The following is a 16,393-nucleotide window of genomic DNA, read 5'->3' as shown; positions in this document are numbered from 1 at the left end:
CGGCATGAGTTTGCCGACGATGCACGGCACGGCCCGGCTGATCGATGCGCCGGAGTTGCGGTTCAGCCCGCAGGGCAAGGCGGTGGTGAAGGTGCGCCTCGCGTTCAACGCGCGCCGCAAGGACCCGGCGACGGGGGACTGGGTGGACGGCGACAGCTTCTTCATCGACGGGACTGCGTTCGAGCAGGCTGCGGAGAACATCGCGGAGTCGTTGGACAAGGGGATGGAGGTGGTGGTGTCCGGGAGGCTGCGTACGGAGCGGTGGGAGACGAGGCAGGGGGAGAAGCGGTCGGGGCCTGCCTTGTTGATCGATTCGATTGGTCCGTCGTTGAGGTATGCGACGGCGAAGGTGTCGAAGGTGGCCGGCGGCGCGGGCGGTGGTGGGCGGCAGGCGTATGAGCAGGCGCGGCAGGGGCCGGCTCCTGCGTGGGGGAGTGGGGCGCAGCAGGCGGGGCAGGGCGCGGCGGGGGGCTGGGAGTCGGAGGATCCGCCGTTTTGAGCTGGTGGTGGGGGTGTTGAGGGGTCTGGCTGTGGGCCGGGCCCCTCTTTGTGTGCCCGCAATCCCGCGAAACTCATTGTGTTGACAATGGTTTAAGGGTTAGAGTGGTGGAGCCGACAACGCACCACCCACCCAGGGGGCTCCATGAACTGCGACTGCGGCGCCCAACCCGGCGACACCCTGCACGAAGCGAACTGCATGACCCGCCAGGGCGAGCCCGACGACCCGTCCGACCACTACGGCCAGTAGGCCCCTCCAGCCCGGTCTCTCCACCCCTCCACGGGGAGACCGCCCGCCGCACCCGCCCCCCTGGGTGCGGCACCGGCCAGACCCCTGCTGGCCGGCCTAGCCGCCGCCCGCCCCACTCCCCGGCACGGGACGGGCGGCGGCCCCCTCGCACCCACCCTTCCGAAGCGGCTGAAAGGCCTTCTCGTGACCGTGTACGCCCTCAAGCATCCCGACGGCCGCTGGCTGTATCACCTGCCCACACCCGACACCTTCGGTACGCCCGGCTTCGGCTCCCGCGCCACTGTCACCGGGACATTCGCCGACGGCCAGCCCATGGAAGCCCTGCACGGCGGATGGTGGGCCACTAACGCTGAGGCGACGCGCCTCACGATGACGGCGCAGCCCCACGCGAAGACCGTCGGCTACCGGCTCACTGACCCGGCCGCGGAGTCCGTCCGCTACCCGGCCACCCTCACCGTGGACGCCTGGAACGAACGCCGCGACCGCGAAGAGAACCTGTGGGAGCTGTACACGAGCATCCACGAGGAGCAGCCCGTCCTGGAGCACGTGTATGAGGGGCCCGTCATGGTCTTGGAGGGCCGTGAGCCGCCGTCCCCCGACGAGCGGCAGTGGATCGCGACCCTGCCGCAGGCCCTGGTAGGACGCCCCGAGTACCTGCATCTGTTCCCCGGCCGTATCCCCGGTCTGCGCAGCCACCTGCACGAGACCATCGAGGCCATGCCGGGCATCCGGCACTGCTTCGACGGCTACCACGGCTACACCGGCCTCCATGTCGTCGTCGAGGTCGGCTTCGACAAGCCGATGACGCGCTGGGTGGCCGACCTCAGCCGCCGCACCGGCAAGCCGCTGAAGACCGGCCGGACGGTCCGCGAGACCGTCACCCGCTCCCTGAACCTGCCTGTTCCCGCCGACGTGACCGCCGACAACTACGAGGCGGCGCTGCACGCCTGGGAAAAGCAGGTCGAATTCTGGCTGTCCATCGTCCGTGACGCCAGTGTCACCGCCTGCTCCACCTGCCACGGCACCGGCCACGTCCAGCACGGCTCCGAGGCCTACAGCGTCCGTTGACGCCCCTCTCCGGCCCGCCTACGCCCTGCACCCTCAACCCGAAGAAGGCCTCATGACCATCCTGTTCGGCCCCGACCAGGGCCTGAAGACCACACAGACCGCCCCGACTGCGGTGCAGACCCTGTCCCCGGTGCAGGGCATCGCCTTCCGCGCCTGGCAGGCGTGGTTCCTCAGCACCCCCGCGTTCGGTGCGCTCGTCGACTGGCAGACGACCACCGCAGCCGACGGCCGGCTCCTGCACACCGCCCGCGTCAACTGCCCGAACGCGCTCAACCGGATCCGCGAGTTCGTCAACTTCCGTCGCTTCCCGCCCGTCCCCGAGGACCAGCCGCGCCCCTTCCTCGACCTCGCCGAGGTTGACGACCTGGGACGCGTCTCCTGCCTGTGGCTGGTGGACGACCAGTGGGTGCAGCTGTGGGCCCCCGAACCACAGACCGTCCCAGAGCCCGCGCCGATGCCGGCCCCGGTCGGGATGAGCCTCAAGACCGCGGACGCGCTCCTCGCCGAACCCCGCCCGAAGCCCGAGAACACACCGTCCGGGCGCCTTCCCTTCACCCGCAGCTCCAAGACCCGCAAGGAGAACGCCGCGTGAAGCACCCCGTGCGCCCCGCCCAGCCTCCCGGAGGACGTGAGGACCTTCAGGGGCTCATCCGGGACCTCGCCGACCCGGACGAATGCTGTTTCGACCACCACGGCTACTGCCAGGCCCACGGATGGTTCGCCACCGACCCGGCTTGCCCCCACGGGCGTGCGCAGGCCCTGTTCCCTGACATCAAGGAGTCCTGACCATGACCGACAGCATCACGTTGGACTGCGGCGCCGGAGCGACCATGACAGTCACTGCTCACAGCACCGCCACGCCTGGCCTCGTCGTCCACGACCGGGGCATCTTCGGAGATGAGTGGCGGCTCACGCACCAGGGTTCCGCCAACGCCCTCGGCGAGTTCGAGGAACGCAAGCAGGCAGAGGCCGCGGCTGCTGCTCTGGGGGATGTTGCGGACTGGACGGCAGGGCCGGAGGCGCTGCAGTACGAGAGGGTGATCTGGGCGGCCATCGACGCCATCGAAGGCGCAGGAGGCCGCTTCCTGGCTCGCCCCGGCGGTCTGGGTGAGCGGGTCGCGGCGAAGCGGCAGGCCTATCTGTCGGCGCGGCAGGGTGGTGGCCAGTGAGCGTCCCGACCTTGATGCCGCCGGATACGGACCTCGACGTCCACGTCGAGCAGCAAACCGACCTCGTCGGCGGGATCGCGGCCGCCGTGTTCGACAGCCCGGCCCGCACCTACCGGTACCTGCTCACCCGTATCTGGGACCCGGCCACGCCGCCCGCGGTGTTCATCATGCTCAACCCGTCCACTGCGTCCGCCGACCAGGACGACCCGACGATCCGGCGAATAGTCGGCTTCGCGAAGGCGTGGGGCAAGGGCGGGGCGATCGTCGTGAATCTGTTCGCCCTGTGTTCCACCAATCCGGAGAAGCTGCGTCAGCACCCGGATCCGGTGGGGCGGTACAACGCGATGTTCGTGATGCGCGCGGTGGACATGTCGGACCTCGTGGTCGCGGCGTGGGGCGCCGGCGGTGTCCTCGCGGGCCGCGGGGAGGAGATGGCGCGCGTTCTGCAGATGGCGGACGTGCCGTTGAAGGCGCTGCGTCTGACGTCGACGGGGCAGCCGGGCCATCCGCTGTACGTGCCCGCGGGTACGCAGCTGGTCGCCTATCTGCCGGAGCATGGGGCGTGAGCGCCCCGGTGCAGGTGGGCCCGTCACCGGAAGGTGGCGGGCCCGTTCTCCTCCCGGACTGGAGCGAGGTGCTGGCAGACCTGGGTGACCGTGTCCGCGCCGAACGACAGGCCCGCGGTTGGACAGCAGAACAACTCGGCGCACGCTGTGGCCTGAGCAGAGCCCAGGTCGAGAGGGCGGAGATGGGCCACCCGTCGCTGCGGACCTGTGTGGCGGTCAGCTGGGCCATGGGCCTGCCCTTGGAGCATCTCCTCTCCAGCCAGTGGCAGAAGCCCGAGTGGCGAGGTGAGAAGACGCTGACCGAGCGGCAGGCCGCTGTCCTGGAGGCTGTCGAGGCTGGCGGGACGCTCGCCGAGGCAGCTGCCCGCCTGCGCGTGTCGCGTGAAAGCGTCGGCGCTCGTCTCTCGGAGGTCTACCGGCTGCTCGATGTTGCCCATCTTCCGGTGGGGCAGCGCAGGGCGGCCGCCTGCCGCATCGCCCGCAAGCGAGACCTCTTGCCGAGCCGGGTTTTGTCCCCTTCGGCCTGATCGATCTCTCGCGTTTCCGCAGGTCGCACCCGTACGTATCAGTAACTGCCCGCCCTGGGAGGGCTCATGCTCCACAGACACCGCTCCACCCTCCTCGCCCTGCTGATCGCCGCCCCGTTCGGCGCCGCCGCCGGCGCCACCTGGTCCTGGGCCACAGGACGCCACGACATGCCACCCGCCGTCATCGCCGCCGTCGCCCTCAGCGGCTGCGCGGTCTTCGTCGTCCTCGAAGTGCTCCTTGAGCGCCGACGCACCCCTGTTGTGCCCGCGCACTCGCACCGCAAGGGAGGCCCACGGTGAAAGCACTACGCGTCCAATGCCCCGCCTGCGGCCGCGACGTCGCCCTGTCCGCCCGCGGACGGCTGTCCAAGCACGGCAGCCCGGAGTGCCCACGCTCCCGAACCCACCTGGGCCGCATCTGGCCCGCCCGGCACGGCGGACGCCGTGTTCGCACGATCCCCGGACCCGACACCTGGAACCCCCGACAAGGAGCAGCATGAACGCGCAGACCGCCCTCGACGTGCAGCCCGCCAAGGCTGGCCCGGGTGACCGGACCAACCTGACCACCGCCCAGCTCAACGGACTGCTACACGCCCACTTCATACGGCCCGAGGACCGCATCAGCCAGGGCGGGGCTGGGGCTGTCTATCTCACCGAGGTGACCGCTCCCGGGCCCTCCGGGCGTCGCGCGGACGCCGTGCACATCGGGCTGTGGCAGTCCCGTGGGGCCGGGCGGATCGACGTGTGTGAGCTGAAGACGTCTCGCTCGGACTTCCGGCGGGAGTTGGAGCAGCCCGCGAAGGCGGAGGCGTGGTGGCCGTACTCCAGCACGTTCAGCATCGTGTCTCCGGGCGTGGACATCACCCCGCCCGATGAACTGCCGCCGGGCTGGGGGCTGATGGTGCCGAACCCTCGAGGCGGACGCCGATTCAAAACGGTCGTGAAGCCGCAGGAACGCGAGCCGCAGCTGACAGTCGGCCTGCTGCTGACGCTGCTGAAGAACACCGAGACCGCGCGCGTGAAAGACCTGCGGGCGCAGGAGCAGCAGCTCGTCAAGGGCTTCCGTGAGCAGATGGAGAGGGTTCGCAGGGAACAGGGCGTCGTGGCCCCGGACGATGCCCGGCGCCTGCACCTGATGGAGGAGCTGGAAAAGGCGATGGACCTGCGGCTGGGCGCATACCCGTGGCGGGACCGGTTGGACCCGCAGGGAGCGGCGCAGGGCCTGGCCGAGTTCATGCGCGGACACGTCGCACGGCTGGAGGCGACGGAGCGTGCCGAACGGCATGCGGCCGAGCTGGAGCGGATCGCGCAGCAGGCGGCAGAGGAAGCCCAGAAGCTACGGAAGGCGATGCGATGAACGTGAACGTGCACCTCGGTGACGAGGAGGGCCTGGACCGCTCGCGTCGCTACCTGCGCCCCGTCGCCCGCCTGCAGCTGCCCGACGAGCCGGACCTGGTGCACCTGTCCCTGTACGAGTGGCTGCCGCAGTTCAAGGCGTGGGCGACGGGGCTGGCGCTGTGCGGGCGTTCGACGGAGCAGGGCCCGCTACCCGACGGGACGGAGGCCACCTGCCCTGGCTGTGAGGCGTACCGGCCGAAGTACGAGCGGATGCTCGCTCCCGGCTACCGGCCGGAGGGCGACGACCCCGACGTCCTGCGGCACCGCGCGGAATCCGCAGAGCGCGAGGTGGCGGCGGCCCGGAAGTTCGCCGGGGAGATGCGGGACTTCTGCTCCCCGCACGGTGTCGCCGTCGACTACGCGGACCGGCTGATCGAGGCCATGGACCGGGCGAAGGAGGACGGCCGGTGAGCGCGGGCGGGTCGGCGCAGCAGTGGGCGGCCGCGACGAGGGCTCACGCGCGGCGCGGCGTGTGGAGGAAGGCCCTGTCGTGGATGGGCGTCACCGCCCACACGCGGCGCGCGGACGCCGTCGCAGACCGCCGGGACGTCGGAGCCCAGGCCGAGGTGCACACAGCGGCGCTGCTCGCCCAACTCGAGCCCCTCGGCTGGCACATACGCCACGACCTCGCGTTACCCCGCTCCCGCGCGAACCTCGACCACGTGCTGGTCTCGCCGTGCGGGGGAGCGGTCGTCGTCCTCGACACGAAGCGGTGGCACGCCCGCCGGGCCACGCAACTGGTCGGCGGTCGGGTGCACTGCGGGACGGAGGACCGGCACGGCCAGGTCGAGGCGGTCGCCGGGTACGCGCGCCGGACCGGGCAGGCGCTCGCCGTGCCGGGGGTGGTGGTGTGGCCGCTGCTGGTCGTGCACGGCTCCCCGATCCGCGGTGGCCGGCTCGAGGCCCGTGCCCCGGACTGGGACGGGGTGGTGCACGTGCTGGGGCCTGACTGGCTGGTGCCGACGCTCGCGGCGGCGCCCCGGCAGGCGGACCCGCGGCGGGCGGCCGCGCTGACCGCGCGGGTGGATCAGGTGCTGCGCCCCTACCGGTGACGGTGGCGGGCGCCACTGGAGGGTGGTTTCGTGCCGAGTACCTCCGCGCACCCCAGACCGCGGCCTACTCTGCGATGCCATGGATGACGAGCTGACCAACGACGAACATCTCCGGGCCCTGGCCGCGCTGGAGGCCGTCGTCCAGAACGACGACGGCGCCCTGAGGGTTCTGGCAGGCGGCGCGCACGAGCCGCCGCTGGCGGCCCTGCTCGCCGCGTACGGGAAGCACACACTCGAACGCATCCTGGTCGCCGCGTTCGGTATCGAGGCCACCATGACGCGCGACGAGACCGGCCAGCGCCTCGCGGAGCTCAACGGCGATCCCATGGCGCGCATCGTCTTCCTTCTGACCGACTCCCTGCACCACCAGGCCGCCCTCGCTGGCGACGACCTCGTCACCGCCAAACGGATCGGCGGATCCATCCTGCACGCGATCCAAGCCTTCACCGACGCAGACAACCAGGACGCGTTGACCCTGCTGCGCGCTCTGCGTACCGAGGCTCTCCGAGCTGGTTGACGGCGGCCGGGTCGCGGGCCGTTCCTTTCGCCCCTACCGGTGATCGGGGTGGTGGGCGTAGCGTGGCAGGACCGTCGTGAGGGGGGACCTCTGAACGGTGCAGCGGCCCGCGGTCTCCCTTCGGGGGATCGCGGGCCGCTTCTTTTTGTGGGGCTAGACTCGAACTTATGCTCGATGATCTGCCGCCTGACCTGGAACGTCTGGAGACGCTCCGGACGTGGCACGCCATGTGGCTGGACCGCATCGACGGCAAGATTGCGCGGGTGCGGGAGGAGGAGCAGCAGGAGCGGGCCGCCCGGGAGCGCGAACGGCGGGCCCCGGACTGGATCGTCGAGCTCGGTATCGGGCAGGGCTCGCCGCTCATCGAGGTGCACCGCGGGGACTGCCATGCGGCGGGGAAGCGGCGCCGGCCGGTGACGCGGGACGATGCGCGGCGTCTCCTCGCCGACGGGGTCCGGGCCTGCACGCACTGCCAGCCTGACGTCGAGCTGCGGGTGCTGGAGTAGAGCGCGCCTGGGATGGTCGGCCGGATGGGCGAGCTGTCCGAGCGCCGGGACCGGTGCCCCGTCACGCTGGCCTCATGGCTGATCATCCTGTCGTCGTGTATCCGCCCGATGAGGACGGCGGCCGACGCGTGCGCGTCGACGGGCAGATCTCCGGCCGCGCCTTCACCGTGCAGGACGTGGCCGCGTTCATGCAGACCGCGGGCCTGCAAAGCTACGACGAGATGGACGTGGTCCGCTCGTCGCTCATCGAGTGGCGCGGCGGCGGCCCCGACGTGTGGGCGCACTGAGCGTGGAGTACCCCCTCCAGGTCGCGCTCGCCGAGGCTGTCACCACGCTGCCGCGCGGCCCGGGCTGGTGGTACGAGCCGAAGTTCGACGGGCATCGCCTCGTGATGCACCGCACCGCGGACACGACGCGCTGCCACACCCGCTCCGGGCGCACCGTCACCAGCGTGTGGATGGACCTGGCCGTCGCCGGGCAGGCCGCGCTGCGTCCGGGCACCGTGCTGGACGGTGAGGCGGTCGTGTGGGTGGAGGGCCAGCTGTCGTTCTCGGCGGCGCAGTCCCGCGGCAACTCCTCATCCGGGCGCTCGGCGGCGCTCGCGGCGGAGTACCCGGCGAACTACGTCGCGTGGGACTGCCTCCAGCTCGACGGGCAGGATCTGCGCGGCCGCCCGTACACGGAGCGCCGCGCGGCCCTGCTGGAGGTGCTGGACGGGGTGCCGCCGCCGATCCAGGCGACGCCGGCGAGCGACGACCCCGACGTGGCGCTCGCCTGGTACGAGCACCTGCGCGAGCAGGGCCTCGAGGGCATCGTCGCCAAGAGGGCTGCGGGCACCTACCGGGCCGGGCGGATCTGGAAGAAGCTCAGGCACTCCGACACCGTGGACGTCACCGTCGTCGGCTACACCGGATCCCCGGTGCGGCCGCGCCGGGTCGCGGTGCAGCTGCCGGATGGGCGGCGGGTCCTGTCGCAGACGCTGACGGCGCCCCTGTCCGCCGAGGTCGGCCGGTACGTGGCCGCGGCCGGGCCCGGCGGCCGCGCGCGGACCGTCGGCGGTGAGCCGTACACGGCCGTCGACGGCGCGGGGATCGTGGTGGAGGTCGCCGCGGGCACCACCCGGCACGCGGTGGTCACCGTGACGCGGATCCGCTGATCACCGCGGTACGGACAGGCGGGCAGGTGGGGCGGGTGGCCCGGCGGCAGCATCGTCTTCGGGGATGGGTACCGCCGGGCCCTGCCAGGGTGCCACGCGGCACTGACAGCGGGCCGTTCGGTGGCGCCGGGGCGGGCGTTGTCAGTGCCGTCGGCGATGATGCGTTCATGGCGATCACGATGACGAACTACGTGCTGACCTGGACCGACACCGACGGAGTGAAGCGGGGCTCGGCGGTCAGCTACGACAAGGGCAGCACGGAGGACCGCAAGAAGCGGCTCGTCGCGGCGAAGTGCACGGACGTGGTGGTGTCGGAAGCGAAGCCCGGCGAGCTGCCCCAGCCTGCCTGACCCGGGCAGCGGTGTGGCCCGGCCTCTTCACGGGAGAAGGCCGGGCCACTGCTCCGGGGTTCGCGGCCGGTGGAGCCGGCCGCGCCGTCACACCGGGATCTGCCGCTACTCTGCCAGCCGTACGGCCGCCGAGGGGCGGGTTCCGGCAGGTGGGTCAGACGGGGATCCAGCCGCCTTGGCCGTCCCCCTGCATGGCGACGCCGCACACCTCACAGGCCCCTGTCTCGGTGGCCGGCTCCTCGGGCGCCGGATCGGGATCGACGGCCGGGTGTGGGCAGTGGTTCTCCAGGACGTGCCACACCAGTGCCGACTCCGGCTGGATGGCGGTGCCCGCGGGGGAGACGGTGGTCCCGAAGTGCGCGGGGATGGACTGCTCGCTGGCGAAGCCCTGGAAGCTGCGCCGCATGTGCTGCACGCTCTCGGGGCGCGGCTGGTACCAGATGTCGACGGCGCGGGACCGGCGGACGGCGACGTGGAGGATGTCGCCGGTGAGGTCGAGGCCGTGGGGCTTCTCGTCGAGGAGGAGTTCGGTGTGGCGGATGACGGCAGGCTCGGTCATGAGGACCCTTCGGGGATGTTCAGCCAGGCGGGCGGCTCTTCGATGCACGGAACGCGGCGGCCCCGCATGCGGGCGTAGCCCTGGCCGTCGGCGAGGACGTTGCCGGTCTTTTCGTCTCGGACGTACTCGGTGTACTCGATGAGCCGCTGCCCGCCCGTCTCGGTGATGGACAGGTCGGTGTGCAGGGGCACCGTGTTCGGGTCGATGTTGTTGGCGGTCAGCCACGCGCAGAGCGCCTGGCGTTGCTCTTCGGTGGGGCCGAGCGTGGCCATCAGGTGCCGTCCTCACGGAGTTCTTCGCCTGCTTGCCGGATGACGTCGGCCAGGTCGGCGTGTCCGTACGGGGCGTCGTCTTCCATGAGCCCGGCGTCGCAGAGGGCCCGCCGGACGTCGTCCAGTTGATGCTCCTTCGCACGGCGAGCCCTGTGGGCGAGGCGGAGCCGCTGCTGCAGCGCTCCGATTCGCTCGGGCGCCTCCTCCGTGAACTTGGCCTTCGCCGCGCGCACGATGGCGGACAGGGCCTGGTGGCCTTCAGCGGACAGGCTCTCCTGGCCAAGGACCCGGATTGCTTCCCCATCGACCTCCACGGGACGGCACGTGTCCCCTGAGGGTTCGGGTTCGTGGGCCCAGTGGTCGGGGCGGACGGGTTCCCAGTCGCCGTATGTGACGCGGCGCCGTACGACCACGGGGCCGCTGTCGTCGTTCGGGATCAGGGTCACGCCGGGGCTGCCCGGCCTTCCGCCCTGGACGCTGGCGAACTCGTAATCGGAGGGTGGAGTGCAGGGCAGGTTGTTCTTGCTGATGGGGAGGCCTTCAGCGGCGGGCGGGGTGAGGCTGCCGGCCATCAGGCACCATCCTGGGCGGGCTGTCGGCGCCAGGCGGTGGGGTCGTGCTTGTGTTCGCGGTCAGGCATGACGATGGGGTCGCCGCGTAGGCCGTATCCGATGACCTGGCCAGGGCGTAGAAGCGGGTTCCCTGCCGAGGTGCCGGTGCAGTCGTCTGCCGGACCGCACGCGTCGCCCTGGTGGCGGCCGTGCTGGCAGCGGTCGAGGTCGGTGAGGACCTTGACGAGTCCCTGGGTGGCCGCGAGGGACCGCGCGAACGTGCTCTCTGCGGGCTCGTCGGTGCGCCTGCGGGCGTGCGCGATGCCGTCGATGGTGGCTTCGACCTTGGCGTGCAGCGGCGAGTACATGACGCGCTCGGAGCAGTGGAGGGCGGCGTTCATCTCGGCGTGGCGGGAGAGGTGGAGGAGGCAGGCGATGAGGGTGTCTTCGGCTTTAGCGAGTTCGCGACGGAGGTCTGTGACGGTGGAGTCTTCGGTGGGGGCCATGCGTCTACGGTCCCGCGCGGTTGGGGAGTTGTTCCCCCCGGGGCGCCCGGGCAGCAGGAGGCCCGGCAGCGTTGCCGGGGGCGCGGCTGCCGGGCCGGTCTAGGTGCTGGCGGGGGTTAGCCCCACCAGGAGTCCATGGGGGCGGCAGGGGGCTGCGTGGGGGCCGGGGCGGGGGTGTTGGGCGGGGTGCCCCACCAGGAGTCGTCGGTGTGTTCGTCGGCGGGTGTGGTGCTGGTGGTGGGCGTGGTGTCGGCGCCTGCGGGGCCCGCCGCGGTGAGGGCGAGGGTGAGGGCGGCGGCGGGGAGGGTGAGGACGGTGAGGATGCGGCGCAGTGGCTTCATGGTGATCCCCATTTGCTTGGTGTGGGTGGAAATGATGAGGGGGCGTCGCCCCGGTTGTCGTGCCTTCGTGTCCTGCTGCGACCCTTTTCCCGGCGGCTTTAGTTACCTGGCAGTAGAGGCGTTGGGGTTGGGGAGGACGTGAAGGTACGAGCGTCGGGGGACGCCCCGTGACCAGGCTGGCGTAGGCTGTTTGCATTCTCAATGAGTTGTTCGTGCGGTTGTTCGCGGTGCGGCAATCCGCAGTTGATCTAAGCGCGTTGACGGGGGATCACGAGCTTTGGCCATACCTGGTGCGTACGGTGGCGGTAGTGAATTGTCGGAGGCCGCTTTGCGGCTTTACGGCGCATGCGCAATCCGAAATACCGAACAGGTCGAGGAGATTCGCGCCGCGCATCCCGGCGCGCAGGACGAACTCCTCACCTGGGGCCTCATCACCCTCGAGGACCAGCCCGGCGGAGTCCCCGGCGTCCGCGACCCTCAGCACGCCCTGCAGCGCCGCACCGACGAAGTCCTCGCCGCCGCCGAAGCCCAGGTCGCCCTCCTCAAGAACCTGCCCGCCCTGTCGGCGGAGCTCACCCACCACTACGAGGCCGTGCAGCTGCGCGCCTCCGGCGGCGCCTCCATCTACCTCGACGACCAGGCCGCCGTGAACGCCCGCCTCCAGGACGTCGTCGGCGGCGCCCGCCGCGAAGTCCTCGCCGCGCAACCCGGCGGGCCCCGCGACCAGATGCTCCTCGACAAGGCCATGGCCCGCGACAGCGTCGCCCTGGACCGCGGGGTGGAGATGCGCACCCTGTACCGCGACACCGTCCGCGACCACCCGGTGACCGCCCAGTACGCGCGCGCCATGTCGGGGCGGGCCGCCGGACGGTCCGCGCAGTACCGGACGCTGGCCGGCAGCTTCGAGCGGATGATCCTGGTCGACCGGGAGTACGCGGTCGTCGAGGACCACATTGTCGCTGGGTCCCCGCCGCACGCCGCGTGGCTCATCACCGACCCTGCATCCGTCGCCGTGCTGGCCCGCGTGTTCGACACGCAGTGGATGTGGGCACGGCCGTGGTCCGGGGAGCTGCGGGCGCGGCGCGGGGACGGGCGGGACACGATCGGCTCGTCGTCGGTGGAGGGCGCGCGCACCACACGGCGCCAGCGGCAGATCATGCGCTACCTGTGCAACGGCATGTCGCAGGCGACCATCGCCCGCAAGATCGGCGTATCGGAGCGGAAACTCGCCGAGGAGATCGCCGGGCTGAAAGCGCTGTGGCAGGTCAGCACCATGAACGAACTGATCTACCAGTGGGCGCAGTCGGTGGACCAGCGCGTCGACGACGGCGCCCCCGCCGACAGCCCGGCGGGGGCGGAAGACTCGGCGGCCTGAACCTCACCGACAGTCCGAGCAGGGACGAACCCCACACAGGGAATGGTCGCGCCGTACGGCCTGATCCACAGGGGCAGGCAGCGCAGAGTCGATGCGCATGGACCACTTGGGCAGACGCTCACCAAAGGCGCCGATGGTGCATCCGCCGTCGCCGAGGAAGTGTCGCTGCGCCAGCAGACGGGATACGGCGCAGCCCGTCGCGGCACGCAAGTCCCCTTCGGCCTTGGCCCGCTGCTCGAAGACGGTGAGACGGTCGATGTAGGCCTGCACCTTGGCCCGTGCCCACGCGAGAGCGTCGGGGTCCTGATCGAAGCGTCGGTTGTCGGGCATGGCTGCTCCTACTCGTCGAGGCAGGGCGTAGCCGTTGAGGGTGTGGGTTCGGGGCCTCCAGTACTCCCGCCCGTTGATCATCACCATGGTCAGGCCTCCTCGGGTGTCGATGCGGCTGCGGCGGACGTAGTCCGCGGGCCCGTGCGGTCGGCGTATTCCTCGAACTCGGTGATGGCGTCCTTCCAGCCGGAGCCGTACCAGACGGGCCCGGTGAGGCCGGTGCACTGGACTTGCACGGAGCGCAGGTGCGCGATGGCCCGGTCGAGGATCTGACGGTGGTCCAGCGGTGGCGCGGCGTCTGCGCGTTCCAGTGCGGTGCGGATGGCGTCGACGGCCGTCGCGGTGGCGATCGTGTTGGGCAGGCGCTGCTCCCAGGCGTCGGTCATCTGCCTGATGCGGGTGAGGACGGCTTCGAGGGCGTTGGCCCGCTGCTCGGCCTGCTGCAGGGCCTTGTTGGTGCGGTCCCGGTCGGCTCGCGTCGTCTCTTCCATCCGTTTCCAGAGGTCGCCGCGGCGCTGCGCCTTATCGAGCGCCTCGGCGTCGGTCACGGTTCGGGATGCTTGGGGTTGAGGGCGGGGTGGGGGCCCGGACTGGTCACGACTGCCTCCTGGACTGGGGTTTGAGCGAAAGCCGTCCTTCGCGGGCGGCTTTCTCCCGGAGGGCTTCCTCAATGACGAGGGCGGGGATCATGCCGGGGAAGCAGCGGGCCAACAGTTCCCCGGCTGCGGCGTTGACGTACTTGCGGGCCTGCGGACGGCGGGCCGGGGTCGTGTGCTCGGCGGTCACGGGTGGCTCCTGACAGTCTCGGCGGCGATGAAGTAGCTGGTCCGTTTGGCGTCGCGGCAGTAGGCCTCGATGTGGCCGGAGGGTCGGGCGCAAGGCGGGTACGTATGGCCGTCGTGCGTCAGGGTGTTGCCGCAGAGCGGGCCCTGCTGGCGGCCGTCGTCGAGGATCTGGAGCAGCCGCAACTGGTCCGTCTCGGTGATCGCGCGACCGACGAGGGACTCGAGGTAGTCCAGGGCGACGGACCGCTGCTCAGCGAGAGCTTGCGCGGAGCGGTCGTCGGGCATCCAGCGGACCGGCTGCCGGGCGGTCACGGCTTCGCCTTCGGCTTGGGTGCCCCGCAGTGGATGCAGAGGTCCCCGGTGAGAGGGTTGACGCCTTTGGGGTACGGGCAGCCGCGGTGGGTCCAGAAGAATCCGGCGCGCTTGCCGATACGGAACAGCGTCTGCTGTTCGCGGGCTTTCGTGGCTCCGAGAAGTCGATTCATGATCAGCTCGACCTGTTCGGGGGTCGGCTCGGGTACAGGCTTGCGGAGAGGCATCGATGCTCCTTGCGGTTCGCGACGGGGCGGTGGCCGGACACCGCCGCCCCTTGGGCTTCAGTCGTCGGCTTCGGCGCCGCATCGACGGCACTCGTTGCCTTGGCCGACGGGCGGGTAGTCGTGCTCGGGCCAGGAGTTGCCGTCTGCGTCGACGCACTCGTCCTCTGGCGGGAAGTACTGATGCTTGGAGCCGCCGACGGGTGGCAGGTAGCCGGTCATCGCCCCTCCCCCGCCTGGGCCTGCCGCGCCTCGACGGCTCCGGGGCAGGTGGTGGGTGCCTCGCTGCTGATCCGGTCCGTGAGCGGCAACTCGAAAGGTGTTCGGCCGCAGCAGGGGGTGAGGCCGGAGCCGTCGGGCGGGCAGCCGTGCACGGTCTCGGCAGGCTGACCCTCGTCGGCCTGCCTGTGTCGCTGCTGCAGCGTGTAGTCGGTAGTCCCCGGGCGGGCGTCGGGCGCATCCCACAGCTCGACCTGCTGCGCCTCGTCGGCCATGCGGCGGAACTCGGCCCGGTCAGTGGCAGGCGCACGCCCGGCAGACGCTCCACCAGGGCCAAGGAGCGCCCGCAGCTGCCCCACGACATGCGAGCAGCACAGTCCAGCCTGGTCCTGGTCGAGGAAGTCGCGGACCGCCTGCACTGCAGCCTCGGCCCGCTCGATGCGCTCGAAGCGCCTCAGGTGCCGGACGCTTCCGAGGATGTCCTTGCCGGATGCGAGGCCGATCGCGCGAAGGCTGGAGTGCGGGATGTACGTGCCGCGCTCGCTGACCTCCCACTGGCCGACGGCACGCCGGTACACGGCCACCTCAGAGTCCAGCTGCTGGGCGCGATAGTTGAGGCGGCGGTTCGTCTCTCGTGCTTGTCCGAGGGCAGCCTCGTGTCCGCACTCGATCGGGTCGGGGCATGTGCCCCCGTCGGTAGCCTCCAGGGTCGCGTCCGCCAGCTCCCCGCGCTCCACCGCGTCGGCGAGGCGTTGCAGTCCGGCCTGCGCATCGAACGGGCGGCGGGGCTCGGGGAAGGCGGCCAGGACGGCTCGCAGCTCGTCGATGTCGCCGCCGACCAGCCGCCCCCACGGCCCACGGTCGGACTCGTCGAGCACGTCCCCGAAGCCCTTCGCGTGGGCGGCCAGACGGTTGGCGATCTCCCAGAGGCGCTCGCGGAGGTCGGTGTCGGCGGGCGCAGACGGCGCGGCGGGGTGGTGGGATGCTGCGCGGACCTCGTTCTCAGCCCGCAGCCGCGCCTCGGTGCCCTCCTCGATCCGGGCCAGCAGCTGCTCGTTGTCCGCGAACACGGCGTTCCGCTGATCCCGGAACCCGTCACGCTCCTTGCGCAGCCGCTCGATCGTGACCCGCATCTCCCTGAGCGCGGTCCGATCTTCGTCATGCCACTGGTGCAGCTTCGTGTTCTCGACCGCGTACTCGCCGAGGAGCGGGGCGCGGCGGGTCAACTCGCCGGACAGGAAGCGGGCCCGCGCTCGGGCGTTCTGCCACGCCAACCGGTACCGGTCAACGGGCGGGGCGGGCTCGTAGTGCGCTTCGTAGTCGATCTCACTCATGGTCATCTCCGGTCGGTTCTGGGAGGGTCGGAGGGTGCAGCGCCCGGATACGCCCCGGGCGCTGCACACAGGCGGTCACGGGGCGGGGGTTGTCCGCGCGGCTTCCTGCGCGGCGGTGAGGGCGTCCTGCGCCTGGATCTCGCGGGTGCTGGCCGCACGCTGTACTGGCATCGCGTTGACGCGGACGCCGGTGTCGCGGCCGTCTTCGAGGAGGTTCCAGCGGTCGAAGCCGGTCTCCCAGGTCAGGAGCGGGCGGCGGCGCGCGTCGTTCTCGTCGAAGTCGCCGTACTCGTAGGACTCCCAGTGGTCGGCTGTGGCCGCCTTGGCTGTGTCCTCGTCGAGGTAGAGGGCGAAGCCATCCCAGGCGTCGTCGTCCTCACGCCAGGCCATGTGGACGGTGATTGCTTGTGCGAGTCGGGTGGTCACGGTGCTGCTCCTAATCAGTGGTTAGTGGCGCAGGTCCGGAGGACGTCCCGGTCGCGCTGTTCGATGGCCAGGCCGTAATGCCTGTGGTGCTCCGGGCGCTTG

At 71.1% G+C, this 16,393-nt stretch carries 30 protein-coding genes; 17 read left to right on the top strand and 13 right to left on the bottom strand.

What is annotated here, in order from left to right; genetic code table 11:
• Positions 1-4 precede the first annotated feature (4 nt).
• The 16 genes from ssb (at position 5) to AC07DO_RS36070 (ending at position 9,057) form a co-directional block, all read left to right on the top strand.
• Positions 5-499, top strand: a complete 495-nt coding sequence (gene ssb / locus AC07DO_RS36145) for a single-stranded DNA-binding protein (protein WP_479066084.1) — start codon at positions 5-7, stop codon at positions 497-499.
• Positions 500-931: 432 nt separating this feature from the next.
• Entirely contained in the window at positions 932-1,816 is an 885-nt protein-coding gene (locus AC07DO_RS36140) for a hypothetical protein (protein ID WP_479066082.1), read from the top strand.
• 52 nt (positions 1,817-1,868) lie between these two features.
• Positions 1,869-2,408 carry a hypothetical protein gene (locus AC07DO_RS36135; protein ID WP_479066080.1) on the top strand — a complete coding sequence of 180 codons (540 nt, stop codon included), beginning with the start codon at positions 1,869-1,871 and terminating at the stop codon, positions 2,406-2,408.
• On the top strand, positions 2,405-2,602 hold the full coding sequence (locus tag AC07DO_RS36130; RefSeq protein ID WP_479066078.1) for a hypothetical protein: 198 nt from the start codon (positions 2,405-2,407) through the stop codon (positions 2,600-2,602). Before AC07DO_RS36135 ends, AC07DO_RS36130 begins: the two co-directional genes overlap by 4 nt.
• A gap of 2 nt (positions 2,603-2,604) precedes the next feature.
• Positions 2,605-2,985: a hypothetical protein gene (locus AC07DO_RS36125; protein ID WP_479066076.1), complete on the top strand. Its 381-nt coding sequence runs from the start codon at positions 2,605-2,607 to the stop codon at positions 2,983-2,985.
• A complete protein-coding gene (locus AC07DO_RS36120; RefSeq protein ID WP_479066074.1) occupies positions 2,982-3,551 on the top strand; it encodes a DUF1643 domain-containing protein in 570 nt (189 codons plus the stop codon). Before AC07DO_RS36125 ends, AC07DO_RS36120 begins: the two co-directional genes overlap by 4 nt.
• Positions 3,548-4,078 (top strand): helix-turn-helix domain-containing protein, encoded by a 531-nt coding sequence (locus AC07DO_RS36115; RefSeq protein ID WP_479066073.1) that lies wholly within the window; start codon positions 3,548-3,550, stop codon positions 4,076-4,078. The genes AC07DO_RS36120 and AC07DO_RS36115 overlap by 4 nt, the downstream gene beginning before the upstream one ends.
• Before the next feature lie 66 nt (positions 4,079-4,144).
• Positions 4,145-4,378 (top strand): hypothetical protein, encoded by a 234-nt coding sequence (locus AC07DO_RS36110; protein ID WP_479066071.1) that lies wholly within the window; start codon positions 4,145-4,147, stop codon positions 4,376-4,378.
• Positions 4,379-4,574: 196 nt separating this feature from the next.
• A complete protein-coding gene (locus AC07DO_RS36105; RefSeq protein WP_479066069.1) occupies positions 4,575-5,435 on the top strand; it encodes a hypothetical protein in 861 nt (286 codons plus the stop codon).
• Positions 5,432-5,887 carry a hypothetical protein gene (locus tag AC07DO_RS36100; protein ID WP_479066066.1) on the top strand — a complete coding sequence of 152 codons (456 nt, stop codon included), beginning with the start codon at positions 5,432-5,434 and terminating at the stop codon, positions 5,885-5,887. The genes AC07DO_RS36105 and AC07DO_RS36100 overlap by 4 nt, the downstream gene beginning before the upstream one ends.
• Complete coding sequence (locus AC07DO_RS36095) at positions 5,884-6,528, top strand: nuclease-related domain-containing protein (protein ID WP_479066064.1); 645 nt, start codon at positions 5,884-5,886, stop codon at positions 6,526-6,528. The genes AC07DO_RS36100 and AC07DO_RS36095 overlap by 4 nt, the downstream gene beginning before the upstream one ends.
• A 79-nt stretch (positions 6,529-6,607) precedes the next feature.
• Positions 6,608-7,045 carry a hypothetical protein gene (locus AC07DO_RS36090; RefSeq protein ID WP_479066062.1) on the top strand — a complete coding sequence of 146 codons (438 nt, stop codon included), beginning with the start codon at positions 6,608-6,610 and terminating at the stop codon, positions 7,043-7,045.
• Positions 7,046-7,212: 167 nt separating this feature from the next.
• The gene (locus tag AC07DO_RS36085; protein WP_479066060.1) at positions 7,213-7,551 is read left to right on the top strand and encodes a DUF6233 domain-containing protein; all 339 of its coding nucleotides are present in this window, start codon (positions 7,213-7,215) and stop codon (positions 7,549-7,551) included.
• Positions 7,552-7,625: 74 nt separating this feature from the next.
• Entirely contained in the window at positions 7,626-7,838 is a 213-nt protein-coding gene (locus tag AC07DO_RS36080) for a hypothetical protein (RefSeq protein ID WP_479066058.1), read from the top strand.
• 2 nt (positions 7,839-7,840) lie between these two features.
• Positions 7,841-8,707, top strand: a complete 867-nt coding sequence (locus AC07DO_RS36075; RefSeq protein WP_479066056.1) for an ATP-dependent DNA ligase — start codon at positions 7,841-7,843, stop codon at positions 8,705-8,707.
• A 167-nt stretch (positions 8,708-8,874) separates the two neighbouring features.
• Complete coding sequence (locus AC07DO_RS36070; protein ID WP_479066054.1) at positions 8,875-9,057, top strand: hypothetical protein; 183 nt, start codon at positions 8,875-8,877, stop codon at positions 9,055-9,057.
• 154 nt (positions 9,058-9,211) lie between these two features.
• Here the strand turns inward: AC07DO_RS36070 and AC07DO_RS36065 are convergent, their stop codons facing one another.
• From AC07DO_RS36065 to AC07DO_RS36045, 5 genes are all read right to left on the bottom strand, one after another.
• A complete protein-coding gene (locus AC07DO_RS36065; protein WP_479066052.1) occupies positions 9,212-9,616 on the bottom strand; it encodes a DUF7352 domain-containing protein in 405 nt (134 codons plus the stop codon).
• On the bottom strand, positions 9,613-9,888 hold the full coding sequence (locus tag AC07DO_RS36060) for a hypothetical protein (RefSeq protein ID WP_479066050.1): 276 nt from the start codon (positions 9,886-9,888) through the stop codon (positions 9,613-9,615). The genes AC07DO_RS36065 and AC07DO_RS36060 overlap by 4 nt, the downstream gene beginning before the upstream one ends.
• The gene (locus AC07DO_RS36055; RefSeq protein WP_479066048.1) at positions 9,888-10,460 is read right to left on the bottom strand and encodes a hypothetical protein; all 573 of its coding nucleotides are present in this window, start codon (positions 10,458-10,460) and stop codon (positions 9,888-9,890) included. The genes AC07DO_RS36060 and AC07DO_RS36055 overlap by 1 nt, the downstream gene beginning before the upstream one ends.
• A complete protein-coding gene (locus tag AC07DO_RS36050) occupies positions 10,460-10,945 on the bottom strand; it encodes a hypothetical protein (protein ID WP_479066046.1) in 486 nt (161 codons plus the stop codon). Before AC07DO_RS36050 ends, AC07DO_RS36055 begins: the two co-directional genes overlap by 1 nt.
• Positions 10,946-11,061: 116 nt before the next feature.
• Positions 11,062-11,286, bottom strand: a complete 225-nt coding sequence (locus tag AC07DO_RS36045; protein WP_479066044.1) for a hypothetical protein — start codon at positions 11,284-11,286, stop codon at positions 11,062-11,064.
• A gap of 328 nt (positions 11,287-11,614) precedes the next feature.
• Here AC07DO_RS36045 and AC07DO_RS36040 point away from each other — a divergent pair, with 328 nt between their 5' ends.
• On the top strand, positions 11,615-12,661 hold the full coding sequence (locus tag AC07DO_RS36040; RefSeq protein ID WP_479066042.1) for a hypothetical protein: 1,047 nt from the start codon (positions 11,615-11,617) through the stop codon (positions 12,659-12,661).
• Positions 12,662-12,664: 3 nt separating this feature from the next.
• On the opposite strand, the gene AC07DO_RS36035 is transcribed toward AC07DO_RS36040, so the two are convergent.
• From AC07DO_RS36035 to AC07DO_RS36000, 8 genes are all read right to left on the bottom strand, one after another.
• Complete coding sequence (locus AC07DO_RS36035) at positions 12,665-12,991, bottom strand: hypothetical protein (RefSeq protein WP_479066040.1); 327 nt, start codon at positions 12,989-12,991, stop codon at positions 12,665-12,667.
• Between the two features lie 89 nt (positions 12,992-13,080).
• Positions 13,081-13,539, bottom strand: coding sequence for a hypothetical protein (locus tag AC07DO_RS36030; protein WP_479066038.1), 459 nt, complete (start codon positions 13,537-13,539; stop codon positions 13,081-13,083).
• A gap of 46 nt (positions 13,540-13,585) precedes the next feature.
• Entirely contained in the window at positions 13,586-13,777 is a 192-nt protein-coding gene (locus tag AC07DO_RS36025) for a hypothetical protein (RefSeq protein ID WP_479066036.1), read from the bottom strand.
• Positions 13,774-14,088, bottom strand: a complete 315-nt coding sequence (locus AC07DO_RS36020; protein ID WP_479066034.1) for a hypothetical protein — start codon at positions 14,086-14,088, stop codon at positions 13,774-13,776. The genes AC07DO_RS36025 and AC07DO_RS36020 overlap by 4 nt, the downstream gene beginning before the upstream one ends.
• On the bottom strand, positions 14,085-14,315 hold the full coding sequence (locus AC07DO_RS36015; protein ID WP_479066032.1) for a hypothetical protein: 231 nt from the start codon (positions 14,313-14,315) through the stop codon (positions 14,085-14,087). The genes AC07DO_RS36020 and AC07DO_RS36015 overlap by 4 nt, the downstream gene beginning before the upstream one ends.
• Before the next feature lie 57 nt (positions 14,316-14,372).
• Positions 14,373-14,534 (bottom strand): hypothetical protein, encoded by a 162-nt coding sequence (locus tag AC07DO_RS36010; RefSeq protein ID WP_479066030.1) that lies wholly within the window; start codon positions 14,532-14,534, stop codon positions 14,373-14,375.
• Entirely contained in the window at positions 14,531-15,865 is a 1,335-nt protein-coding gene (locus tag AC07DO_RS36005; protein ID WP_479066028.1) for a hypothetical protein, read from the bottom strand. The genes AC07DO_RS36010 and AC07DO_RS36005 overlap by 4 nt, the downstream gene beginning before the upstream one ends.
• A 75-nt stretch (positions 15,866-15,940) precedes the next feature.
• On the bottom strand, positions 15,941-16,291 hold the full coding sequence (locus AC07DO_RS36000; RefSeq protein ID WP_479066026.1) for a hypothetical protein: 351 nt from the start codon (positions 16,289-16,291) through the stop codon (positions 15,941-15,943).
• Positions 16,292-16,393: the final 102 nt, after the last annotated feature.

It is taken from the genome of Streptomyces sp. NPDC045678 (assembly GCF_056432085.1).
The sequence above is the reverse complement of the archived record's forward strand: the minus strand, read 5'-3'. Positions and strand labels throughout refer to the sequence as shown.

What these genes read in the sequence shown, in the direction of transcription:
- ssb (WP_479066084.1), top strand. Translation starts at nt 5, where the DNA reads ATGAGTTTGCCGACGATGCACGGCACGGCCCGGCTGATCGATGCGCCG.
- AC07DO_RS36135 (WP_479066080.1), top strand. Translation starts at nt 1,869, where the DNA reads ATGACCATCCTGTTCGGCCCCGACCAGGGCCTGAAGACCACACAGACC.
- AC07DO_RS36125 (WP_479066076.1), top strand. Translation starts at nt 2,605, where the DNA reads ATGACCGACAGCATCACGTTGGACTGCGGCGCCGGAGCGACCATGACA.
- AC07DO_RS36110 (WP_479066071.1), top strand. Translation starts at nt 4,145, where the DNA reads ATGCTCCACAGACACCGCTCCACCCTCCTCGCCCTGCTGATCGCCGCC.
- AC07DO_RS36105 (WP_479066069.1), top strand. Translation starts at nt 4,575, where the DNA reads ATGAACGCGCAGACCGCCCTCGACGTGCAGCCCGCCAAGGCTGGCCCG.
- AC07DO_RS36100 (WP_479066066.1), top strand. Translation starts at nt 5,432, where the DNA reads ATGAACGTGAACGTGCACCTCGGTGACGAGGAGGGCCTGGACCGCTCG.
- AC07DO_RS36090 (WP_479066062.1), top strand. Translation starts at nt 6,608, where the DNA reads ATGGATGACGAGCTGACCAACGACGAACATCTCCGGGCCCTGGCCGCG.
- AC07DO_RS36085 (WP_479066060.1), top strand. Translation starts at nt 7,213, where the DNA reads ATGCTCGATGATCTGCCGCCTGACCTGGAACGTCTGGAGACGCTCCGG.
- AC07DO_RS36080 (WP_479066058.1), top strand. Translation starts at nt 7,626, where the DNA reads ATGGCTGATCATCCTGTCGTCGTGTATCCGCCCGATGAGGACGGCGGC.
- AC07DO_RS36070 (WP_479066054.1), top strand. Translation starts at nt 8,875, where the DNA reads ATGGCGATCACGATGACGAACTACGTGCTGACCTGGACCGACACCGAC.
- AC07DO_RS36065 (WP_479066052.1), bottom strand. Translation starts at nt 9,616, where the DNA reads ATGACCGAGCCTGCCGTCATCCGCCACACCGAACTCCTCCTCGACGAG.
- AC07DO_RS36060 (WP_479066050.1), bottom strand. Translation starts at nt 9,888, where the DNA reads ATGGCCACGCTCGGCCCCACCGAAGAGCAACGCCAGGCGCTCTGCGCG.
- AC07DO_RS36055 (WP_479066048.1), bottom strand. Translation starts at nt 10,460, where the DNA reads ATGGCCGGCAGCCTCACCCCGCCCGCCGCTGAAGGCCTCCCCATCAGC.
- AC07DO_RS36050 (WP_479066046.1), bottom strand. Translation starts at nt 10,945, where the DNA reads ATGGCCCCCACCGAAGACTCCACCGTCACAGACCTCCGTCGCGAACTC.
- AC07DO_RS36045 (WP_479066044.1), bottom strand. Translation starts at nt 11,286, where the DNA reads ATGAAGCCACTGCGCCGCATCCTCACCGTCCTCACCCTCCCCGCCGCC.
- AC07DO_RS36035 (WP_479066040.1), bottom strand. Translation starts at nt 12,991, where the DNA reads ATGCCCGACAACCGACGCTTCGATCAGGACCCCGACGCTCTCGCGTGG.
- AC07DO_RS36015 (WP_479066032.1), bottom strand. Translation starts at nt 14,315, where the DNA reads ATGCCTCTCCGCAAGCCTGTACCCGAGCCGACCCCCGAACAGGTCGAG.
- AC07DO_RS36010 (WP_479066030.1), bottom strand. Translation starts at nt 14,534, where the DNA reads ATGACCGGCTACCTGCCACCCGTCGGCGGCTCCAAGCATCAGTACTTC.
- AC07DO_RS36005 (WP_479066028.1), bottom strand. Translation starts at nt 15,865, where the DNA reads ATGAGTGAGATCGACTACGAAGCGCACTACGAGCCCGCCCCGCCCGTT.